Annotated in this window: 19 protein-coding genes; 9 read left to right on the forward strand and 10 right to left on the reverse strand. The window is 59.5% G+C overall.

What is annotated here, in order from left to right; translation table 11 throughout:
- Positions 1-24 precede the first annotated feature (24 nt).
- Entirely contained in the window at positions 25-537 is a 513-nt protein-coding gene (locus tag PMI07_RS15570) for a ferritin-like domain-containing protein (RefSeq protein WP_007757282.1), read from the reverse strand.
- A 462-nt stretch (positions 538-999) separates the two neighbouring features.
- On the opposite strand from PMI07_RS15570, the gene PMI07_RS15575 reads away from it, so the two are divergent.
- The 6 genes from PMI07_RS15575 to PMI07_RS36060 all read left to right on the forward strand — a co-directional run bounded on the left by PMI07_RS15575 (position 1,000) and on the right by PMI07_RS36060 (position 6,277).
- Complete coding sequence (locus PMI07_RS15575; protein ID WP_007757280.1) at positions 1,000-1,902, forward strand: Ku protein; 903 nt, start codon at positions 1,000-1,002, stop codon at positions 1,900-1,902.
- Between the two features lie 12 nt (positions 1,903-1,914).
- Positions 1,915-2,727 carry a Ku protein gene (locus tag PMI07_RS15580; protein ID WP_007757278.1) on the forward strand — a complete coding sequence of 271 codons (813 nt, stop codon included), beginning with the start codon at positions 1,915-1,917 and terminating at the stop codon, positions 2,725-2,727.
- A 1-nt stretch (position 2,728) separates the two neighbouring features.
- Positions 2,729-3,073, forward strand: a complete 345-nt coding sequence (locus tag PMI07_RS15585) for a hypothetical protein (protein ID WP_007757276.1) — start codon at positions 2,729-2,731, stop codon at positions 3,071-3,073.
- A 355-nt stretch (positions 3,074-3,428) separates the two neighbouring features.
- Positions 3,429-3,644, forward strand: a complete 216-nt coding sequence (locus PMI07_RS15590) for a DUF982 domain-containing protein (RefSeq protein WP_037087124.1) — start codon at positions 3,429-3,431, stop codon at positions 3,642-3,644.
- Between the two features lie 1,516 nt (positions 3,645-5,160).
- Positions 5,161-5,439, forward strand: a complete 279-nt coding sequence (locus tag PMI07_RS15605; RefSeq protein WP_007757273.1) for a hypothetical protein — start codon at positions 5,161-5,163, stop codon at positions 5,437-5,439.
- A 655-nt stretch (positions 5,440-6,094) separates the two neighbouring features.
- On the forward strand, positions 6,095-6,277 hold the full coding sequence (locus tag PMI07_RS36060; RefSeq protein ID WP_348626243.1) for a hypothetical protein: 183 nt from the start codon (positions 6,095-6,097) through the stop codon (positions 6,275-6,277).
- Here the strand turns inward: PMI07_RS36060 and PMI07_RS15625 are convergent.
- Genes PMI07_RS15625 through PMI07_RS15650 form a run of 6 tightly spaced genes read right to left on the reverse strand, consistent with a single transcriptional unit; the run spans position 6,266 to position 13,374 of the window.
- A complete protein-coding gene (locus PMI07_RS15625) occupies positions 6,266-6,910 on the reverse strand; it encodes an SOS response-associated peptidase family protein (protein WP_007757264.1) in 645 nt (214 codons plus the stop codon). The genes PMI07_RS36060 and PMI07_RS15625 overlap by 12 nt on opposite strands.
- Positions 6,911-6,932: 22 nt before the next feature.
- A complete protein-coding gene (locus PMI07_RS15630) occupies positions 6,933-7,601 on the reverse strand; it encodes an SOS response-associated peptidase family protein (protein ID WP_007757261.1) in 669 nt (222 codons plus the stop codon).
- Positions 7,602-7,612: 11 nt separating this feature from the next.
- Positions 7,613-7,918: a hypothetical protein gene (locus PMI07_RS15635; RefSeq protein ID WP_007757257.1), complete on the reverse strand. Its 306-nt coding sequence runs from the start codon at positions 7,916-7,918 to the stop codon at positions 7,613-7,615.
- Between the two features lie 11 nt (positions 7,919-7,929).
- Positions 7,930-11,187, reverse strand: a complete 3,258-nt coding sequence (locus PMI07_RS15640; RefSeq protein ID WP_007757255.1) for an error-prone DNA polymerase — start codon at positions 11,185-11,187, stop codon at positions 7,930-7,932.
- Entirely contained in the window at positions 11,184-12,698 is a 1,515-nt protein-coding gene (locus PMI07_RS15645; protein ID WP_197032522.1) for a DNA polymerase Y family protein, read from the reverse strand. Before PMI07_RS15645 ends, PMI07_RS15640 begins: the two co-directional genes overlap by 4 nt.
- Complete coding sequence (locus PMI07_RS15650; RefSeq protein WP_007757251.1) at positions 12,616-13,374, reverse strand: ImuA family protein; 759 nt, start codon at positions 13,372-13,374, stop codon at positions 12,616-12,618. Before PMI07_RS15650 ends, PMI07_RS15645 begins: the two co-directional genes overlap by 83 nt.
- 563 nt (positions 13,375-13,937) lie before the next feature.
- Between PMI07_RS15650 and PMI07_RS15655 the strand changes: the two genes are divergently transcribed.
- A complete protein-coding gene (locus tag PMI07_RS15655) occupies positions 13,938-14,222 on the forward strand; it encodes a helix-turn-helix domain-containing protein (protein ID WP_007757249.1) in 285 nt (94 codons plus the stop codon).
- On the forward strand, positions 14,212-15,558 hold the full coding sequence (locus PMI07_RS15660; RefSeq protein ID WP_007757247.1) for a HipA domain-containing protein: 1,347 nt from the start codon (positions 14,212-14,214) through the stop codon (positions 15,556-15,558). The genes PMI07_RS15655 and PMI07_RS15660 overlap by 11 nt, the downstream gene beginning before the upstream one ends.
- A 240-nt stretch (positions 15,559-15,798) precedes the next feature.
- On the opposite strand, the gene PMI07_RS15665 is transcribed toward PMI07_RS15660, so the two are convergent.
- Together PMI07_RS15665 and PMI07_RS15670 are read right to left on the reverse strand one after the other, a co-directional pair.
- On the reverse strand, positions 15,799-16,704 hold the full coding sequence (locus PMI07_RS15665) for a zincin-like metallopeptidase domain-containing protein (protein WP_007757245.1): 906 nt from the start codon (positions 16,702-16,704) through the stop codon (positions 15,799-15,801).
- Between the two features lie 1,217 nt (positions 16,705-17,921).
- Complete coding sequence (locus tag PMI07_RS15670; RefSeq protein WP_007757243.1) at positions 17,922-18,158, reverse strand: hypothetical protein; 237 nt, start codon at positions 18,156-18,158, stop codon at positions 17,922-17,924.
- 350 nt (positions 18,159-18,508) lie between these two features.
- Here PMI07_RS15670 and PMI07_RS15675 point away from each other — a divergent pair, with 350 nt between their 5' ends.
- On the forward strand, positions 18,509-18,847 hold the full coding sequence (locus tag PMI07_RS15675; RefSeq protein ID WP_007757241.1) for a hypothetical protein: 339 nt from the start codon (positions 18,509-18,511) through the stop codon (positions 18,845-18,847).
- A gap of 739 nt (positions 18,848-19,586) precedes the next feature.
- Here PMI07_RS15675 and PMI07_RS15680 read toward each other — a convergent pair.
- A complete protein-coding gene (locus PMI07_RS15680) occupies positions 19,587-19,802 on the reverse strand; it encodes a hypothetical protein (RefSeq protein ID WP_245277170.1) in 216 nt (71 codons plus the stop codon).
- Positions 19,803-20,325: the final 523 nt, after the last annotated feature.

A 20,325-nucleotide genomic window follows, 5' to 3' on the forward strand; every position in this document is an offset into this window, starting at 1 on the left:
AGCCGACAAGTAGGAGTAACGAACTCAGATCTTTGCGGTCTGCCCGGCTTCCTTGAGATTGGCGAACTTAATGGTAGTCCGACGAAGATTGGCTTCTAGCCACTTTGCCATCGCTATCTCCTCGTCGAGATTCGCCTGTAGGCCCGGCACCAATCCGGCAAAGCCACCAAGTTCGGCGACGGTAATGAGGGAATTGTAAGCGGCGATCTCGAAGTTCTCGAAGGCGAAGTTGGCGAAACTGTTTTTAAGGATTTCGTCACCAGCAACCGAGTGTCCGAGAGCAGCCATCGCCCCGACGGCCGAAAGCGCCATGTCTTTCAGGGAAGAATGACCTTCAGCGAGGCTAGATAGGATTTCCTCCAAGCGCGAGATCTGACCCTCGGTCTCACGAATGTGCTGTTCGAGCTTCGCAGCGATATCGGGATAGTTTTCGATCCGCTTTACCTGCGGCTTCATGATGGAGAGCGCTTGATTTTCCATAGCGTGGGCGTTCTTCAGTCCTGTCACGAAGATTTCGCGGGTTTCGTCGTCTGCCATTGTGGTACTCCTCTGTTGGTGGATGCAAACAGAATGGCACCTCTAAAGTTCCTTTCCCGGCGAGGGATCGTTCCCCGGCGCTGAAGTCCGTCTGCTGGGGGCTGCAACTGATCGATCAGCTCCAAGCCTCAAGATCCACTAGGCAATGCTTTCGACGGCCGTGGACCGCGGTGTTGCATCGCAACGTCCATTACCGAGTTGCCTGGAGGCATTGCCACGGCATAGTCGTCGACCCGCGTAGACGTGATCCGGTAGCCCCGATATTTCTGAACGGCTTGGCAGGTGGTGTATCGTCTTTAGGGGTCGGAACGAGGTGTTACACCTGCGATTCGCCACCTTAGGCACCTCGCGAAGGGATTCAGCTGGCAACTCCAAGCCATTGAAATCTGATTCGTTTCGATTCGGAACGAATCGGTTCCGTAACGATTGAGTCGCAAATCAGTCGAGTCGGAGTACAGCGTCATGGCAGGGCAGCGAGCACAGTGGAAAGGCTTCGTTAAATTCGGGGAAGTGTCGTGCGGGGTCGCGCTTTACACTGCCGCCTCCACCTCTGACCGGATCACCTTCAACACGATCAACAAGGCGACGGGGAACCGCGTGAGCCGCGTGTTTGTGGATAGCGAGACCGAGGACCCGGTACCCAAAGAGGCCCAGACAAAGGGTTTCGAGATTGAAAACGGCCAGTACATAATCATCGATCCCGAAGAGGTCGCGGCGACGATCCCCGAGAGCAACAAGACCCTCGAGATCGAGGCGTTCATCCCCTGCTCCGACGTGGACGATGTCTACTTCGACAAGCCCTACTATCTGACGCCAGACAAGATGGGCTCGGACGCGTTCGTGGCGTTGCGAGATGGCATGCGGAAATCGAATGTTGCGGCGATAGCCAGAACGGTGCTGTTCCGGCGAATGCGCACTGTTTTGATCCGCCCTCACGGAAAGGGCCTGATTGCCACCACGTTGAACTATGACTACGAGGTTCGCTCGTCGAAAAAGGCATTTGAGGAGATGCCGAAGATCAAGATCGAGGGCGAGATGCTCGAACTCGCCAAGCACATCATCGGCACCAAGAAGGGCGATTTCGATCCTGCCATCTTCGACGACCGCTACGAAGCCGCCCTTGCCGATCTGGTGAAGGCGAAGATAGAGGGAAAGGCGCTTCCGAAGCCCAAAAAGGTCGAGTTCTCCAAGCCGAATGACCTGTTGGCTGCTCTGCGCGAAAGCGCGGGCATGATGAACGTGGGCGAAGAGAAACCGAAACGCGCTGCTGCTAACGCTAATTCTACTGGACGGCAGCGCGCCGCGCGCGGGGCGGCCCCAAAGTCCGCCGCTTCAAGGGCTGCCCCGCAGCGCAAGACAGGGTAAGGAGGAAAGACAATGTCGCTCCGCCCATACTGGAAAGGCTACCTGAAGCTTTCGCTTGTCACCTGCCCCGTGGCGATGACGCCGGCAACGTCCGAGTCCGAGAAGGTCCGCTTCCATACCCTAAACAAAGAGACTGGCAATCGTGTCGTCTCTCAGTATGTCGATTCCGTCACGGGCAAGCCGGTCAAAGATGAGAACGAGGCGAAAGGCTATGCCCGTGGAGAAAATGACTATGTGCTCCTGACCGAGGACGACCTCGACGCCGTCCAGTTGGATACTGTGAAGACGATCGACATCGAGACGTTCGTGCCGGCCGATAGCATCGAGTGGGTCTACCTCGAGAAGCCCCACTACCTCATGCCGGACGACGCTGTCGGCAACGAAGCGTTCGCTGTCATCCGTGATGCAATGAAGGCCGACAAGGTCGTCGGCGTGTCGAAGCTTGTCATCGGCCGTCGCGAGCGGGCTGTCGTTCTCCAGCCCCGCGACCAGGGAATCGTCCTTTGGTCGCTGCGCTTCGGGGACGAAGTGCGCCCGGAGGAGAACTATTTCGAGGACATCGACGGCGACGCCGATCCTGATCTCGTGCCTCTGGTGCAGAAGCTGATCAAACAGAAGACTGCACGCTGGTCGACAGACATGGTCAGCGACCCCATTCAGGAGAGCCTCCTTAAGCTCATCGCCGAAAAGAGGAAAGCTCTCAAACCGACAAAGAAGTCGGCCAAGGGGAGGGAAGCGACCGTGCCAGCGTCGAACGTGGTCAATATCATGGACGCCCTTCGCAAGAGCGTCGCGGATGAACTCAGGAGCAGGAAGGCAGGATAAGATGGACAATATCGTCGAGATCGAACTGTGCGAACCCGCGCCTTTCCTGTTCGGAGAAAACGGGCATCTGGGAGTGACGGATGGCACGTCTGTCTGGATCGTCGCCGTCACGCGTGAGGCGATGATCGCCACCGCCGATCCGCCGGAGGCATCCCTCAAACGCCTTGTGCGCTATGCGGACCTTTACCGTGACATGGCCGAAGCCATGTTGACACGGGGAGAGGCCCAGGATGGCAAGATCTGGATATTCGAGAAAGACATTATTGCACGTCGATCGCCGCGCCGAAGTGGGTTTGACAGGGCTGAAGCTAGACCGCGTCCGCCGGTCCGGACTTCAGACGGATAGCGATGATCCTGAATCCAGAGGCATTCGGAAGGTGAGCAGGTCCGCGATGGTCATTCGGCGTCACCGGGCCTTTTGCGATCTGCGATGCGATGTTGTTGGTCTTGGTCCCGCACACCTAGCGAGTGGAAGAAGTCGGTTGCTTGCGCCCATCCGCGTATGGGGCATGTGGAAGTCCACGGTCCGTTCGAGGCGCTCGCACTTTCGATGGTTGGCCCATCATGAGAGGCCGGCACTTCATCCAGGCAAGAACATCGTGTGGAGCAGCGCTCGCTGATCACGTCCCGGCTGAACAGGCGAGGCAGGCTTTCGAGAAAGCCGTCGGTGAAGCGACGCAGGTCGTAAACTAGCGGGGCTTTTGACGTGCAAGAACTGGTACGAACCGGTGGTCGCGGGTGATGATCTAATCTTCGATCCCTTTCAGGCGGCGCAGTTCTTGCGCAGACAACTGCTGCGCAGCGATATCGCAGCAGGTGCCGTGGGTGCGATCATCGGAGCCCTTGACGGGCGTGAGTCGCTCGACAAAGCCCGGGAGACTTTTGTTGCGGCCGTAAAGGCAGCGCAGTTGAACTAAAGCAAAACGAAGCCGACGCCGGCCCGTTGCCCACTGGCGCCGTTAACTGGGCCCAACCCACCGCTGCGTCCTCCTGTTCAAGTCCCTTGCCGAACCAGGCTCGGCCAGGAAGGCGTGGTCGGGTGTCCCGGACGCCTCACGCGCTGGCAGCGAAGATCGAATATGCTTACCCCTTGGCCTTAGCTGCAGCGGCCGTCGGAGCAGCCGGTGTTTGCGCCGGCTTGGTCGGCGCCGGTCCGGTGTTGCAGCCTTTGCTCGTCATCGAGGACAGAATACGAAGGGCCCGCCGGCGATGGCGGCGGGCTTTCCTGAATGGGCGCGCGAAAGGAAATCGTAGATCCCCGCATGCATTCGCGGACAAATTGCGGGAGCAACTAAGCATCGCGATGGAGTCTCGAGCCCATAGGTTCTCTTGATAAGGCGTTGGACCGGAGGTGCGGGATCAAGTTCGTCATCGCGGCCACAATCTTGCTCGGGAGGGTCGGCGCCATCTGATCTAGGCATTTTGCGGCTGTGGCGCAGATCTAGACGAGAGGGTGGGGCGAATTGATTTGCCCGAGGATTTGCGCCCCAAACTTGACTCTCGTCATGAGGGTTTTAATGCTGGCTCCATGAGTCCTGATCGCTTCAACGAGTGCCTGCGCCACATTCGCTGGACGCCCTTCAAAGTGGCGTCCGCATTGCAGTGCGATCTGTCGTGGATCGAAGCGCTTTGCTAACTTCATGAACTCGATGGCCATGACGCCCGACAAGGATACGCTGCATTGAGTTCGACGAACGACTTCGTTGCAGAGCTGGGGCGGGCCGCAAATTAGGTCGAGAAGCTGAGCGAATTTGAACGCCAGCTTCTCTTGAAACGCGCCGTGACGACCCCCACGAAATTGAGTGAACGATCGGAACACCCGCGGCCAGGGTGCCGGCGGATAAGGTCATCGACCTGCAGGTGATGGTAGCTGCGATAGGTGCGGAGGCGAAAAGGTCGGAGGACGTGCGGGCGCAATCCTAGCGCCGGATGCTATGATCCGGGATCTGCATATCGTCCTGGATACGGAGACGGAAATCCAGATAAAGCAGAAGACGTTGACGATCAGGCGCTATCGGATCCTTCGATTGGACGTCATGACGGCGGACTATGCTCCCGGAACCGAAGACTCTGTCAGAGCCCAAGTGAGGGCGGGGGTAGCCGAGGCGATTAGGCGCAGCTGCAGAGCCTGCTCGGGGGTGTTCATATCAAGTTCTATCAGTTGTTGCTGAAATGCACTCGACTCCTGGGGAGGCCGGTGTTTATTCGCCCCAACGATCTGAGGGCGTTCTATGTACAGTGACTGGGATCCCGCCAAAGCGCGGCGGGCATATTTGATCGAATTCGCAGTCGCCTGGCTGACAGCCATCGTCATGGCTGCAGTGCCGGTATGTCTGGCCATGAAGGCCGGCGCACTCTAAGTCGGCAATGTCGGGGAAGGGCAAAAGGAACCTTGGAACGCCAGCGCGGTTAGCTTCGAAAAGGAGCTCGCTAATGGCAAACTACATTTGGCTTTTTCTCGTCTCCGGCGGGGCTGCTATATTGGGTATCGTTCTCGCATTCGGTTTGATCGAACAGAACGGAAAACGCTCGATCGTGGCAATTGCAGGCGCCTTCTTGGTGGCGGCTGTCGCGCTCGTTTTCGGCGTGTACATATCATCCGCCCCGACCGCTTCTATGGTGTCATCAGACCGCCAAGCATCAGAATCTAGCCGTCCCGCACGTCAGTCTGATCAAAACGCCCTTCCCGGTCTGCAGCAGCCTAACCGTTGATGATTACTGAGTGGGGCGAGGCCGCCGCTGCCGCCGCTCTCGTGGTCGTCGCGGATTGTCTCATGCTTTCTCTGGCATCGAATATGGATACCGAAGCGTTGAATCCACGAAGCGGTATTCAGGCCGCCGGTCACGAAGACGTAGCAGGCGGAAGTCCCTGACTGTCAGCTTCGAGCACGCGTTCTTCTTCAATAGCGGAGCGGCATCCACGACCGCCGTCAGGAATTCGACCCTCTGCCATCCCAGCAAATGGGCTTCCTCGAGCAAAAGCTGGACTGCGTATTCCACTGTCTGGTCGAGTTCGACCTACCGTTCCTGGCTGCCTGTTTTCGGGGGGCCATCATAGAAATGTCCCTCGGGAGGGACGAGGGCGCGGCGTTTCAATGTCCGCGAGTAAATCAGAAGCGTCGCACCATCTCGTCGTGTCCGATTGGCACGCCGCGGACCTCGATTGTGAAACCTATCCGATCGCCGAATGTTCCTTCGATATGCAGGAGGACGGATGGCAGGCAAAACGCCGATACACAGACACCCCCGACGGCCGTTATTTTGTCGTCCGTGGCCGATTGTGGCGCAAGCGCAACCCGGCTCTGGATGACGCAGACCGAGAACACCTGGTAAGGGAGCTGATGTCGGCCCACCGAGCGGAATGCCGGTGGCGATAGTGGACGCGGCGATCGAGGCCAGGCTTCGGGTCGACACCGCCAAGGTGGCTCTGGGAGAGCGCGGCACGGTCTGGTGGGATGACGGCGCATCCGATTACAACAGGCACCTCGCCAGGAACACGCCCTATGCGGACTGGTTCGCTGGATCAGCGAATAGCCCGTCAGAGCAGTAGAGGTGTCTCGCCCGCCGTCTTCTTTTTCGACCAGAGCTCGCTTGTCCTCTCCATCACCACCAATTCGGGTGGAAATGTCCGCTGTTGGAAAGTAAGCGCATCGTCGAAACTGCCGTGAAGCCAATGGTCGTATTCGTCGCGGTGGAGGAGGACAGGCATCCGATTGTGTACGGGCGCGATAGCTTCGTTAGCATCAGTCATGACGCCGCTGTAGACGGGGCCCCATTCGTCGCTGACGCGCCAGAGGCCCGCCCAGGCAAAGATCGGCTCATCTCTAAAGCTGAACCACGTCCGGGTCATCCTGCCCTTCTCACCCTCGGCTTCGGCAAACGCCGTCACCGGAATCAAGCAACGCCACTGCGGCTTGCGGGCCAGCCCAACCCACATGCCCTTGGCCAAGTCGGCGATGTTGTTGACCGGCTTCGGCTTCGCTTCGGGCTTCATCCCCCTGAGGCGCAACGGGAAGCCCCACACCATCGACCGCAGCTCCCGGACGCCGTCGTTCTCCGTGACGACCATGCCTGGGGTTCCTGGGTAAACCTCCTCAGGAGCGTTGGACGCCATCGGGTTTGGCACGCGGAAGTGAGCGGCGACTTCGGCGGTGGACTTGCGGACTGTGTACAGGTTACACATGCTTTGTCTCCCGGATCGGTCACTAGAACATGGCGTCGTTGGCGCGGCGCGGCAAGGCTTTCCCTGGCGGTGTCCCGCTTTGCCAGCGGTCCCTGGTGTGAAGGATTTCGAACTCATCCGCAGCTGGAGGAGCGCGAAACTGGATCGCGATGACGTCCTGGATCGAACCGAAAAGCCAACGTTCGTATTCATCGGGTTTCAGGAGGACGGGCATGCGGTCGTTGAACGGCCTGATCTTCTCGTTCGCGGTCATCGTCATTCCGGCAAACACGGGCCCGAAGTCAGGGGTGTTCTTGCAGAACCCGGCCCAGGCCATCAAGGGCTGGCGGTTCATCGAGAACCACGTCCTCGTCTTCTCGCCCTTGGGGCCGTCAGGGTTCGCAAAGTGCGTCAGGGGAATAAGGCATCGGTAGCGGGGATCCACGACGATCCGTTCCCACAAAGGGTTGGTAAGGTCGGCGACGAGACCGATGCGGCCTGGTGGCTCGCCGTCCTTACGCATCTTGAGGGTCCGCCGCGGGAAGCCCCACGGGATCGACTTGAGCAAACGAATCCCGTCTTTCTCGAAGACGATTAGTCCCTGGGTGCCTTCGATAGTTTCGCTTGGGACCTCGACTGATACCGGAACGTCAACGTCGAAATGCGCAACGATCTCGTCCATGTTTCGCGTGATCGCAAACAGCCGGGACATCTTGCCTTCCCCTAGCCTTCGTCGCCGTGATGGAGGATGCGCAGACGCCTTATCTCGCCCGCCAGCATCAGCATCCCTGCGCCTATGACGACGTCCACGGCATCATCGCGTCCTGCCATTTCCGCCAGTGTGGGCATGTCTTTCAGGAAACCTGGATCCATCGCAACCGTGTTGCTGTTCAGCTGGAGCAACTCCTGCTGGGCGCGGACAGTCGCGATGCCTCGTTCGATCAGTCGACGGCGCTCCGCTGGCGCAATGGTGCGAAGCGTGTTCGCCGCCTCGAACAGTTCCGAGATGAAATCCGTCGTCTGGGTCATATGTGCGCCGCCTAGTGGAAGTTACGCGATTTCACCTTCAAAGTATCAATGTGGAGGTCGGGAACATAGATGTCCCTTGCCTGCATGGCGGGCTTCGGGCTGTCCCGAGGATCGGGTCCGCCGCCATGTTTGACCTGATCGCCTCTGCCATGCGGAAGCGGAAACTCGCCGTCGCGTTCGCTGAGACTCGATAGATCGGCCGAGAAGTCGAACAGACGCTGCGCGACGAGATGAATGACCTCGCCTTCACGCTGGATTCGACCGTGGATGCCCATCATGCTTGCCGTCATCAGCACCCGTCGCTGGCGCTCGAACAGGCTCGGCCATACGACGGCATTGACGATCCCCGTCTCATCCTCCAGGGTCAAAAACATGACGCCCTTGGCGCTTCCCGGTCGCTGTCGAACCAGGACCAGTCCCGCCGTCCATAACCACCTGCCGTCGCGCTCGCTCATAGCCTCTGCACAAGTGACGATTCGTTTCGCGTTGAGGTCCTTCCGAAGGAACGACACCGGGTGCGCTCTCAAGGTCAACCCCGTGTGGCTGTAGTCCTCGACCACCTCCCTGCCTTTCGTCATTGACTTCAATTCGACGTCGGGTTCCTGCATCTCGGCGATGACCATGGCTTCCCGTTCAGCCGCAGCCGCCCAGAGGCCAAGCGGCTCGTCCCGGAGCGCCTTGATGTCCCAGAGAGCCTGCCGACGCTCAAGCTTCAGCGAAGGCAAGAAGGCGTCCGCCTCTGCCAGCTTCGCCAACGAGGCAGTCGGCACGCCGGACCGCCGCCATATATCATCGGCGCTTTCGAAGGGCTGGTTCCCGCGGGCGAGGACGATACGGGCCGCGTCATTCAGTGCGAGTCCCTTCACGACGCGCATCCCCAGGCGGACGGCAAACAGCCCTGTATCCCCGATTCTCTCCATGGTGCAGTCCCAACGCGACTGGTTCACGCAAACAGGGCGGACGTCAACACCATGGTTTCTGGCGTCTTGGACGATCTGGGCGACCGAGTAGAAACCCATCGGCTGGCTGTTGAGCAAGGCTGCGCAGAAGATGTCGGGGTGGTGACACTTCACCCAGGATGACGCATATGCGACCAGTGCGAACGAGGCCGCATGGCTTTCGGGGAAGCCGTATGACCCGAACCCTTCCAGCTGGGTGAACGTCCGCTCGGCGAACTCGCGCGTGTACCCGTTCTTCACCATGCCATCGACGAGCTTGTCCTTGAACCTGCTGACCCCGCCCGTAAACTTGAAGGTGGCCATCGCCCTGCGAAGTTGGTCGGCCTCGCCTGCCGTAAAACCCGCGCAGGTCATCGCCACCTTCATGGCGCTTTCCTGAAAAAGCGGCACACCGAGGGTCTTTCCGAGGACGGCTTCGAGTTCAGGCGTTGGGAATTCCACTTTCTCCTTGCCCTCGCGCCGGCGGAGATACGGATGCACCATGTCGCCTTGGATTGGGCCTGGGCGCACGATCGCCACCTGGACGACGAGGTCGTAAAATGTCCTCGGCTTGAGCCGCGGCAGCATGGCCATCTGGGCGCGGCTCTCGATCTGGAATGTCCCGAGCGTGTCGGCCTTCCTGATCATGGCGTAGGTCCGCTGATCCTCTTGCGGAATGTCCGCGAGGCTCATCGGGACGTCCTTGTGTTCGGCAAGCAGTTCGAAAGAGCGCGCCATGCAAGACAGCATCCCGAGCGCCAACACGTCGACCTTCATGAATCTCAAGGCTTCGATGTCGTCCTTATCCCACTCGACAACCTGGCGGTCTTTCATGCTGGCCGGCTCGATAGGGACCAAGTCGTCCAACCTGTCCTGGGTCAGGACGAACCCGCCTGGGTGCTGGCCGAGATGCCGGGGCGCGCCCATGAGCTGGGACGCCAGGTCGAGCGCGAGCTTCAGGCGATAGTCCGCAACATTCATATTGTTCTCTTTGACCTGCATTTCTCCGACGCCTTCGGACCAGCCCCAGACCCCCGACGACAACTGGGTGATGAGGTCTTCGGGCAGGCCCAGCGCTTTCCCCACATCACGCAGCGCACCTTTGGCGCGGTAGCGAGTGACGGTGGAACAGAGTGCCGAGCGGCTACGGCCGTACGTCTCGTATATCCACTGGATGACCTCCTCGCGCCTGTTGTGTTCGAAGTCGACGTCGATGTCCGGCGGCTCGTTGCGTTCCATCGATACGAAGCGTTCGAACAGCAGGTCGGATGTCTCGGGGTTGATGCTGGTGATCCCGAGGCAGTAGCATACGGCCGAGTTGGCGGCCGACCCACGTCCTTGGCAGAGAATATCCTTGGTTCGCGCGAACCGAACTATGCTGTAGACAGTCAGAAAATACGGCGCGTACTTCATCACCCGGATCAGCTCGAGTTCGTGCAGGATCGCCTTTCGGACCTTGTCGGGGATCCCCTCGGGATATCGGTCGGCGGCACCCTCCCAGGCGAACTTGGCCAGTGACTGCTGGGCATCGAGGCCTGGTACTATTGCTTCTTCGGGATACTGATACTGAAGCTCGCTCATGTCGAAGCGACAGCGATCCACGATCTCGCGCGTCGTCGCCAGCGCTTCGGGATAATCCCAGAATAGACGGTGTATCTCCTCGGGGGCCTTTAGGAACCTGTCGGCGTGGCGCTCCCGGTCGAAGCCCACGGTATCGATGGTCGTCCTGTTACGGACGCAGGTGACGATATCCTGCAGCTGCCGTCGGCTCGGATCATGAAACAGGACGTCGTTGGTAACGACCGTCTTCACCTTATGACGCGTCGCCATGTTCGACAGGTTATGCAGGCGCAGCCTGTCGTTGGGCCGACGGCGCAGGCAAAGCGATACGTATGCCCGATCTCCGAAGATCGAAGAGACCCTCCGGAGTTGTGCGGCATAGACGTCGTCGGCTTGGTCCGGAACGAGGATCGCGATCAGTCCCTCACTGTAGGCTTCGACGTCGCCGAGATCGAGGATGCACTTCCCCTTTCCGCCCCTGCTCTTGCCGAGCGACAGCAAACGGGTGAGCCGTGAATAGGCCGGACGGTCCATGGGGTAAACTAAGACCGACATGCCATCCGAGAGATCGAGACGGCAGCCGACGACGAGGCGCACGCCCGTGGTCTTCGCGGCTTCCCAAGCTCGCACGATCCCGGCCAGGGAATTCCTATCCACGACGCCGATGGCATCGATGCCAAGGGCGGCGGCCTTCGCGAACAGCTCCTCGGCCGAGCTGGCTCCCCGGAGAAAGCTGAAATGCGTAGTGACCTGGAGCTCCGCATACCTCATCCGAAGACCCCGTGAATGAACCAGTGATGGGAGCCGGTCTCTAAATCCACGCCGTCGCCGGCACGATAAACCCAGTACCGCTCGCCCTGCTCGTCCTCGACGACGAAATAGTCGCGGACGGCCTGCATCTCCTTTGGCCGGGTCCACCACTCGCCGAAGATGCGCTCAGGTCCGTCGGCCCTTGTGACGCGGCGGCGCTTGCCGCGCCAGGTAAAGACAGCTGGCGGCTGGTCGGGGAGCAGTGCTGTAACCTCGATCTTCTCAGGATGCGCCAACAGCCGTGACGGCCGAGGCCACTTCACGGCCCAGTCGGCCCCCGTTTCATCGGCCGTCGGCCGGATGCGTTTGACCGAGCGCTCTGGCACGTCCGATGCGGCGGGGGTCATGCGGTAGAGGCGTTGACCTCGGTTGCCAAGGATGTCGATCAGCGGCGTGACATCGACGACCTCCTCTTCGACCAGGGAAGACGCGATCTGCATTTCTTCTAGTGGCTCGGCCATGACGGCTACAAGGACGATCTTTTCGATCCCGAAACCTGGGTCGATCGTCTCGATGCGGTCGCACAGGAGCTTGGATAGCCGTGTAGGATCGCGGACGGGCTTCTGGAGACCAGCGCGAACAGATTGCCTCGTGTTGTCCACGCGATGGATGACGAGGTCCGAACGCCGGACGCCGAGACCGCGCTCCTCGAGTTTGGCCGTCAGCTGGCCTACCAGTTGTCGCACGTATTTCGCGATGGTCTCCGGCGCACCGATAGGCTCCTGGAAATTTCGGGACACCTCGACAAGCTCTGGTGTTCGCAACGGCTGTATTGGCTCGGCAATCCGACCAAACAACTGATCGAGCCTACGCCCCACCTCGGGACCGAACCGAAGGGCGAGCGGTGCACGGGGCATGGCGGACAGTTCGCCGACTGTCTCAACGCCGAGAACACGCAGACCCTGAATCGTGTCTGGCGGGAGGCGAAGACAGTGAATCGGCAACCCGATGACCGCCTTCGTGACGCCGCCGACGGGAACGACGATCGTTTCGGCCGGCGTCAGTCGTGCCAGAGCGTGCGCCGCGCCCCAGGTGTCGGCAACGGCGGCACGGGCTGTCAACCCCTTTCCCCTGAGCCCGTTGACAATGCCGGAGATCAACAGCTCTTCGCCTCCCTGAAGGTGATCTGCGCCTTCCGTGTCCATGACGATGCCATCGGCACAGTCCACCGCGACGACCGGGCTGTATCGTCGAAGCGCCCATAGGGCCAAGCGCTCGAGCGCTGCGGCGTCGGCAACAGGATCGGCGTCGATCATGTTCAGGTTTGCGACGATGGCCTGAGCCTTGCTTGCGGGCATTCCCACGCGAAGGCCGACTTTGCCCGCGGCAGTATCGGCGGCGGAAATCCAGCGCTTGGAGCCGCTCCTGGAGATCACAACGAGGGGCTGGTCAGCTGGCACGGCTCCCTCTCCATGACGACGCATTCGATCCGTCGGCAGATACGGGAAGTAGACAGACACGACCCTTGGCATCACAGGCTCCTATTTCGAACTCAGCACACTCGCCTGCTTTCACTCTCATCAACTCGGCCAGCCACCTGGCCCTGCCCACACCAGCCACCGGCAAGGGCTCGGATGGTAAGACACTGATCCGCCAGCGTGTCATCGAGGCTGTGGGGTTCCCGTAGTCCGACGCCTCGGTCTGCCGCCGCCACCGCCTGACGACGAGCGCCATGGTCCCGGTCTTCTCCGCGGCAAGCTGGAGACGGCGGGAAACGGTCATGGGCAGACGGACAAGCTCGCCGACGACCGCACCCAGGCCGCCGAAGGACAGTCCCTCCTCCATAGAAGCAAGGACGTCTTCTTCCTTGTCGGCTTCGCAAAAGATGACGCGGTCCGGATGGAGGCCCGCCTGCGAGATTGCCGGGAAGAAAAGGTCAGGCCGCGTGACGCACCAGAGGATTTTGCCCCTCGACCGCGCCGCGATCCCGGCCGTAAACAACGCGGCGGCGGCCCCGTCAACTGTGCCCACTCCACCGCCTGCGACTTCATGAAGCGCGCCGTAGGCCAGGCCTCCTCCGGGCAGCCGCTCGTCGATCTCGCCTACCCCGAACGGCAGCACGACAGCCTTCTTCGAGGCGCCGCCTTCAAGGTGCGCGATGCGATCTCTGAGTTCCTCGATTACTCGAGGATGATGGACGCGCGACATCGTTCACGGACCTCCTCGGGTTCGCGTTACACAGGACCTCATGTCCTCCAAAACGGTTGACGTTCTTCTTCTGTTCCGGCTTAAGATAAGAGTCAAGCCGGGCAAGACGATGTTTTTTAGAGGGTGCTAAATGGTTCTCAGCGGAATCGATAGTTGAATCAGTAAGCTAGCCCATTCCGGTCCCGGCACGTTTCAATGACCTTACGAAAGGATCGTCGGCATCCCTGCCAAAACCGGGCGCGCCCGTGGTGAGGCTCAAGTGCCGGAGCCATGCGACGGAAAGCCTTAAGACGGCGTTAACCAGTGCCATAACAGCCACCTGCCGTCGCGCTCCGGCCTGACTGAGAGACCCGGCGAAAGCCCTCGGATTGTTCAAAATTATGGACACGAATGCCCTTTAAGACCAAACCAATGAACATAACTTGACTTTGGTCCTCGCACCATGGCACGGTGTCCAAAATTATGGACATAAGAGCAGCTTACGTCCAGCTGGATGAACAGACCAGGTAGCACACGTGCCTCGCAAGAGAAGCTATTCAAGGGTAACGCGCCAAGCGCTCACAATGCTCGGCAAGCTGATCCGCATCGGCCGAGCCGAGCGCGGCCTGACGGCACAGGAACTGGCCGACCGCGCCGGCATCAGCCGCACAACACTATCCACCATCGAAAAGGGCGCGCCAGGCCCCGAGATCGGCATCGTCTTCGAGGTCGCCTCGCTCGTTGGCGTGCGTCTGTTCGAATATGACGAACGCATCTTGCAAATTCACAATTCCCGCCTCGACGAAAAACTGACCCTGCTGCCCAGGAGCGTCCGGCACACGGTGAAGGTGGTTGATGATGACTTCTAAGGCGGACGCCACACAAGCTTTTGTCTGGATTTGGCTACCCGGGGCAACGGAACCGGTTGTGGCGGGCCGCCTGGTGCAGGATGGCGAGCGCCTGCTCTTTGCTTACGGCGCCAGCTACCGCAGCCGAAAGAACGCCATTCCTATCTATGAGCCCGAACTTCCCCTTCAGGCAGGGGTGATCGCGCCTGTCAACGGCTTGCCGATGGCGAGCTGCATTCGCGATGGCTCGCCCGATGCCTGGGGTCGCCGTGTGGTCATCAACAGGCTGACGGGCAAGAAGCCCGACGCTACCGGCGTGCCGGAGATCAGCGAGCTTACCTACCTGCTCCAGTCAGGCTCCGACCGGATTGGCGCCCTTGATTTTCAGGCATCGGCAACACGGTATGTCCCCCGCCTTGCCGCGCAAGCATCGCTGGACGAGCTCACGGAAGCGGCTGAACTTATCGAAAAGGGCGTCCCTCTTACCCCGGCGCTCGATCAGGCTCTAAATCACGGCACCTCGGTCGGCGGCGCCCGCCCCAAGGCGCTTATCGATGAGGGCACAAAGAAGTTCATCGCTAAATTCTCGGCAAGCAACGACACCTACAGCATCGTGAAAGCTGAATTCATCGCGATGAAGCTGGCGAGCGCCTGCGGACTCAACGCTGCATCCGTGTCGATAACCCGTGCCGCGCACAAGGATGTACTGATGATCGAGCGCTTTGACCGCAGGTACACAAAGGACGGCTGGACGCGGCAGGCGATGGTCTCGGCGCTGACCATGCTTGGCCTTGATGAGATGATGGCCCGTTATGCTTCTTATGAGGATTTGGCAGAGCTGATCCGCCATCGCTTTACTGCCCCCAAGGATACACTTAAGGAGCTCTACGGACGGATTTGCTTCAACGTGCTGTGCGGCAACACCGACGACCATGCCCGCAACCATGCGGCGTTCTGGGACGGTAAGATGATGACGCTGACGCCCGCCTATGACATCTGTCCGCAAAACCGCACGGGCACCGAAGCCACACAGGCCATGCTGATCAAGGGCGACGGACGCGCCAGCACGCTGGCAACCTGCCTTGCGGCCGCGCCGGATTACCACCTGAAAGAGGCGGAAGCCGCCGCGCTGATTGAACAGCAGATCACGGCGATCGCCGAACAGTGGCGAGCAGTCTGCGAGGAAGCCGAACTGAGCCCTGTCGACCGCAAGCTCTTCGCCGGACGTCAGTTTCTCAATAATTACGCTTTAGAGGGGCTCGATGGCCACAAGGCGCTGCGGGATGCGTTTGGTGGCGCACGGAATGCGCTGATCGCAAGCGGAGACGCCCGAGACGGGAGCACCGCATCGGCTTGAGAGACACGGCCGTGGGCATTTCTCCGCTCACTGGGCCATAGTCATGGGCTGCGGAGCAGACCGCATCAGGGATTAACTTCCTTGGCGGCCGCCGCCAGGCGCCCAGGATGAGGAGGGAAGCACCCGCAGCTTTCCCCGCTTTGAAATGGTGGCGGCTCGGTCAGTGGCATTTCCAACCGACTACGCGCTGAGCGACAAATCAGGCTTCGGGTTTCATCATATCCGCTCGCCTGAAGTCACTTACCGGTTTTCTGTGTCAACCTCTCCAGCCTTACCGCTCAACCCGTGCAGGAAATCGGCGGCACGCTGCGCATGGGCGGCGGCAGTGAAGATTGCCCGCTTGTCCCCCTTAAGCACGGTCAGCCAGTTGCCGATGTAGGCCGCATGGTCCTCCCGAACTTCGGGCGTGATGTTGAGGTCGGCGCAAAGGAAGGCGCTGCCAAGCTCGGCCACCAGTTCCTCGACGGCATAGCCCTCGTCGCCCCAGCGTTTGCGGCCAAGATCGCGGGCAAGGCGGCTCTTGTGCTTCGTCGCGTGGATTTCTTCGTGGGCCAGCGTGGCATAATAGCTTTCGGCGTCCTTGAACGCATCGAAGAGTGGCATCTGCACCCGGTCAACGCTTTCGGAATAGAACGCCCGATTGCCGCCATGACCAACCTCGATGCCGGTGGCGGCAAAGAAGGCTTCCGCACCGGCAATGCGCTGCACCGGATCAAGGATCGTCTGCGCCGGTCGGCTGTAGTGCTCCGGCAATCCCTCCATCTGCTCGATGTTGAAGACGGTATATCCCTTCATGAAGGGAATATCGCGCTCGACCTCTTCCCCGCTCGCCTCGTCGGCCTCAGTGCGGTGAAGTGTGCTGGCGTAGACGACAAGGCTGCCCTGTTCGCCCTTCCTGACATGCCCGCCAAGCTCCGCGCACTGCTTGTAGGTCATCCACATCGGGGCGGCATACCCTTTGATGACCGCCTCCGACCACAGCACGATCGTGTTGACGCCGCGATAGGCAACACCGTTCGCCCGCAAGGGCCTCGTGATCCGGCCTGCCGCATGTTCGGCGTTCCATGGCTGCATCCACGGCCTGACCCCTTGTTCCAGTTCGGCAACAATATGATCGGTGATCTTTTCGTAAATGTCCTGTTTCATAGGAACGCCTCGCTTTTCTAGGGTTGAACCTGCGAAGCTCTTTTCTTCAAAGCCGCGCATGAACCCTTGGCCAGCGCCGAGCGTCCAACATCAAAAACCCGCGTCAGCGGGTTGGACGTTCGACCGAAAGAACGGGGCTCCAAAGCCTCACCGCCCGAGGGCGGGACGTTCCGACAACACGGGAGGCCAGCCCAGCGAAGCGGCTGGCCGAATGGAGCGGACCGGAGGAACTGAGGCTATTGGAAAATGCCACGGTCGTCGGTGTAAGCTGGAAAAAGGGTGCCCTGCGCGCGATAGTGCGACAGACATCCAGGCGCGACTGAGGATCAGTTGCGCCGCTGAACTTCTGCCATGGATCATGACTCGGATGGGCGGAAACAGCTCCGTTGAGCTAGCAAGGGCTGGGAAATACGTATTCAGAACTTCGTTCAAGTCGGGCATTTATGGGCCTTTCTTTCGCTGTGGCCCATTCACTTTGCCACCACACGGTTGGCACGAATTCACCGCGTTTTGCGAAGTGGAGCGCAATCGTCTGCCCTGCCCGCAGCGTGGAGGAGGGCGCACATGAGGCAGCTCGCGACACGGTCACGACAACCCCAGCACCACAGCGGAAGTGCCAGATCTTTCGAGTGCCAAATCGGCCATCCAGATGTAGATGCGCTCCGGTGTCTCGTCGTTGGGATACGGGCAAGTGTGTCTGCTTTTTTGAGGCGGCCATGGTCCAAGCCCACCCTTGAAAAAACCCAGGGAGAAGCGATCACGACAAGGCCCTATCTGAACTCGGCCGCCATCGCCGTCCGTTCTCCTGCGATCGCCATGTCGGATCTTGGGATCTGGAGCATGAGGTCAATAAAGCCTTGGCGATCGGTTCTTTTGTAAGAGAGAAAGGCTCATCGACGGCGCGCGCAATGGTTTGTTCCACCAATTGTCTTTGCGCCTCTTCGGTATCAACAAGATGCTGTGCCCAGTTCATCGGCATTGGCCGAAGATCTGGAAACGAGAAATTGCTGGAAAATCGGGAGACGCCCCGTGCTCCTCCTATCTTTTTTGCAATCGGAACACGTGTCACCCCGCGGCCATCAGCGCCGACCACTTCGGTGCAGACGATGGAGGAAGCATGCTCACTTTGGGGAGGATTCCAAAACAGGCGCGCGGCACGAAGTCGGCATCAGTGGGGTGGCGTGGGCTATATCGGGGTCCCTCGCTGGAGCCGCGCTCTAACCCAAGTTCAACGAAGATCGAAATGGCACGACCTTAGCGACGGTCCCATCGTCGGTCGTTATCTCGAACTGGTGGTCACCAATGATATCCCCCTTCAACACTTTCTCGGAAATAATCTCGCGAGCGGCTTTGATGGCTTCCTCATAAGCGATACCAGGAGTGGCCAGTTCGGTTCCATCCGGATCTTTCTCGAGGATACCGTCTTTGCGGACGTGGAAATAATACCTGGGCATGTCTTCTCCGTAAGAAGGACGAGCACAACTGCGCCCAAAGCCGACCTCGTTTCCCCGATCACCCGACAACAGCGAGTGCCCAGGCTGAAAGCATCGAAATGTAGCAAAACATACGGCCTTCCGTTTGCGGTTACTGACCTCAAGGATATAGCCGCCAATTCGCCTCCCGTCTTTGACAAAAGTTATAGAGCGCAGGCGGTCATTCGAGATGAACGCAAGGTTGACCATGCCATAACCGCTTCATCGGTCGGGTCCGCGCTCGGCCGAATCGCGAGGGTCGCTGGTGTTCGGAACTATCTTGCGCGCCCGGAGTTCCCGCCCGTGCACAGGCCCACTCAAGGATGCCGATCATGACCGTCAAAACCATATTGCCAACCGGCTTAGCAATTATTGTCCTAGCCTATCCAGTCGTCGCCCAGAGCCCCGAAGGACCGGAAGCCACCGCCTGCAAATCCACCGGCCTTGTTGCTCTGCAAGAGCGGTCGAAGGACATAACTGATCTCGTGTTCGATGCCGACACAATCGCGATCAGCGCTTCCGAAACCAAGGTCGGAGATGTGCCGGTAAAAACAGTGATCCTCGGCGATGCCTACATAGCCCGCAACGGCAAGACCACCACGCCCGACCGCTTCGTGTGCCTTTTGGGTGAAAAGGGAAAAGTGCTCCTTACGTTCTTTACCTCAAAGTAGGCCGTTGATAACGCCGCCGGTTTGTGCAGCCTCCCTCGTCCATTGGGATTATTCAGGTCAGTGGGGCGCCAGCTTCCAACCACATCGCGCAGACTAAACGTACGGTTGACATGGATCAAATTGCAACACCCTCGTCATGCTTCTTTCGATAAAGAATCGCAGTGGAATATGGACCGTCTGATATTTGAACGAAACATCGCGGAAAAAAACTATCGAATCTGCATACGATTGCGGTCACTGGATGCAACGATAATTACATATCAGGCCGCGCGCACGCTCAACGGGCGCGATACGTGGCAAGGTGTGCCCGCCTCGTGGGACGATGTCAGATCAATTATGGATGAAGCATTTGCTGGGGATTTGGCTCCGTTCCGAACGGCGCAAATTCAAAACAGTGCTGCAGCCAAAGTCTCCTCAACCGGAACCAATCGGCCCGCCGCGTATTCTCAGCATGTCGCGAGGGCAAATCCCCCGTCCCCCTCGATAGATTGTTCGATCCCCTCGAACACGCTCTCGCGACGCCCTCCCCTTCAATGTACCAATCCGCAATGTTTATGAGCTTGCTGTCTGGGAGGCAGGGCCCCTACCGGCCCGGCGGTACGCTGCAGATACTCTCATATTTCAAGTGCATGACACACATCCCTTCTTCAACCGTCTCCGTCGGCGACGTGTCGTCGGGCAAACATTCTGCGAGGTGTTCTTCATCCGAAACAGAGGTGCTCGCGACAGCCTTACAATATCAGGTCTTCACGAAGCGGACTTTCCCTTCATCTGCCAAGAGGATGCTTTGAAAGCCTGCATCCATAACGGCTCGTCTCATGCCATGAAACTGAGCGCGATTATGAGGGTTCGCCCAGAAAACTTCGCGAGTGGCGCTTTTGGGAAGAGGTCTGCCGATCGCTTCCTCGATTTCCCCGAAACCCAGAGTTATTTCGGACAGGTTTTCTTTCTCCAACCTGCTCGTAAGTCCTGAATACTTCCGCATCGTCCCTCTCAAATGAACTACCTCGCGAACGTGGCAGTCACTCTAGTTTGAAGCTTGCCAAAGCGTGGGCGGGCCGATTTGTTCCGCCGCAATGCGCCGCGCATAAACCGCCTCCGAAGTGTCGAACACGGCGTAAGTGTTAGGAGGGCTCTCGCGCAGAACGAGCGCCCCACTATTCGGATTTCTGCCCTAAGTGCCTATGAATGATCGAATTCCCAACCCGAGCGCCCCAAACCGTAGCGATCCGGCGCGTACTCTGCGAGAATGGCGATTGAAGTTCAATTCCGGGAACTCGTGAGGCTGCTCGAACGCGGGGATGAGGTTGAAGCCCTTACTGCCATCATCGAAGTCGCTGACAACCTCATGCTAGCACGCAGATCGAACGCGGATCTGAGCTCCCTATTGACGGCGTTGCGACGGAACCTGGAATGAATCGCCTGCATACCGGTTCACAACAACGACCGCTAACGGGCCAAAGCGGAGACGCTGACGT

Origin of the sequence: Rhizobium sp. CF080, assembly GCF_000282095.2 — a bacterium.
Classification (GTDB): Bacteria; Pseudomonadota; Alphaproteobacteria; order Rhizobiales; family Rhizobiaceae; genus Neorhizobium.

Coding starts and splice junctions, on each gene's coding strand:
- PMI07_RS15645 (WP_197032522.1), bottom strand. CDS start 12,698: ATGCCAAGGGTCGTGTCTGTCTACTTCCCGTATCTGCCGACGGATCGA.
- PMI07_RS15575 (WP_007757280.1), top strand. CDS start 1,000: ATGGCAGGGCAGCGAGCACAGTGGAAAGGCTTCGTTAAATTCGGGGAA.
- PMI07_RS15670 (WP_007757243.1), bottom strand. CDS start 18,158: ATGCCCAGGTATTATTTCCACGTCCGCAAAGACGGTATCCTCGAGAAA.
- PMI07_RS15675 (WP_007757241.1), top strand. CDS start 18,509: ATGACCGTCAAAACCATATTGCCAACCGGCTTAGCAATTATTGTCCTA.
- PMI07_RS15665 (WP_007757245.1), bottom strand. CDS start 16,704: ATGAAACAGGACATTTACGAAAAGATCACCGATCATATTGTTGCCGAA.
- PMI07_RS15605 (WP_007757273.1), top strand. CDS start 5,161: ATGGCAAACTACATTTGGCTTTTTCTCGTCTCCGGCGGGGCTGCTATA.
- PMI07_RS15580 (WP_007757278.1), top strand. CDS start 1,915: ATGTCGCTCCGCCCATACTGGAAAGGCTACCTGAAGCTTTCGCTTGTC.
- PMI07_RS15650 (WP_007757251.1), bottom strand. CDS start 13,374: ATGTCGCGCGTCCATCATCCTCGAGTAATCGAGGAACTCAGAGATCGC.
- PMI07_RS15625 (WP_007757264.1), bottom strand. CDS start 6,910: ATGTGTAACCTGTACACAGTCCGCAAGTCCACCGCCGAAGTCGCCGCT.
- PMI07_RS15660 (WP_007757247.1), top strand. CDS start 14,212: ATGACTTCTAAGGCGGACGCCACACAAGCTTTTGTCTGGATTTGGCTA.
- PMI07_RS15655 (WP_007757249.1), top strand. CDS start 13,938: ATGCTCGGCAAGCTGATCCGCATCGGCCGAGCCGAGCGCGGCCTGACG.
- PMI07_RS15635 (WP_007757257.1), bottom strand. CDS start 7,918: ATGACCCAGACGACGGATTTCATCTCGGAACTGTTCGAGGCGGCGAAC.
- PMI07_RS15570 (WP_007757282.1), bottom strand. CDS start 537: ATGGCAGACGACGAAACCCGCGAAATCTTCGTGACAGGACTGAAGAAC.
- PMI07_RS15630 (WP_007757261.1), bottom strand. CDS start 7,601: ATGTCCCGGCTGTTTGCGATCACGCGAAACATGGACGAGATCGTTGCG.
- PMI07_RS15585 (WP_007757276.1), top strand. CDS start 2,729: ATGGACAATATCGTCGAGATCGAACTGTGCGAACCCGCGCCTTTCCTG.
- PMI07_RS15640 (WP_007757255.1), bottom strand. CDS start 11,187: ATGAGGTATGCGGAGCTCCAGGTCACTACGCATTTCAGCTTTCTCCGG.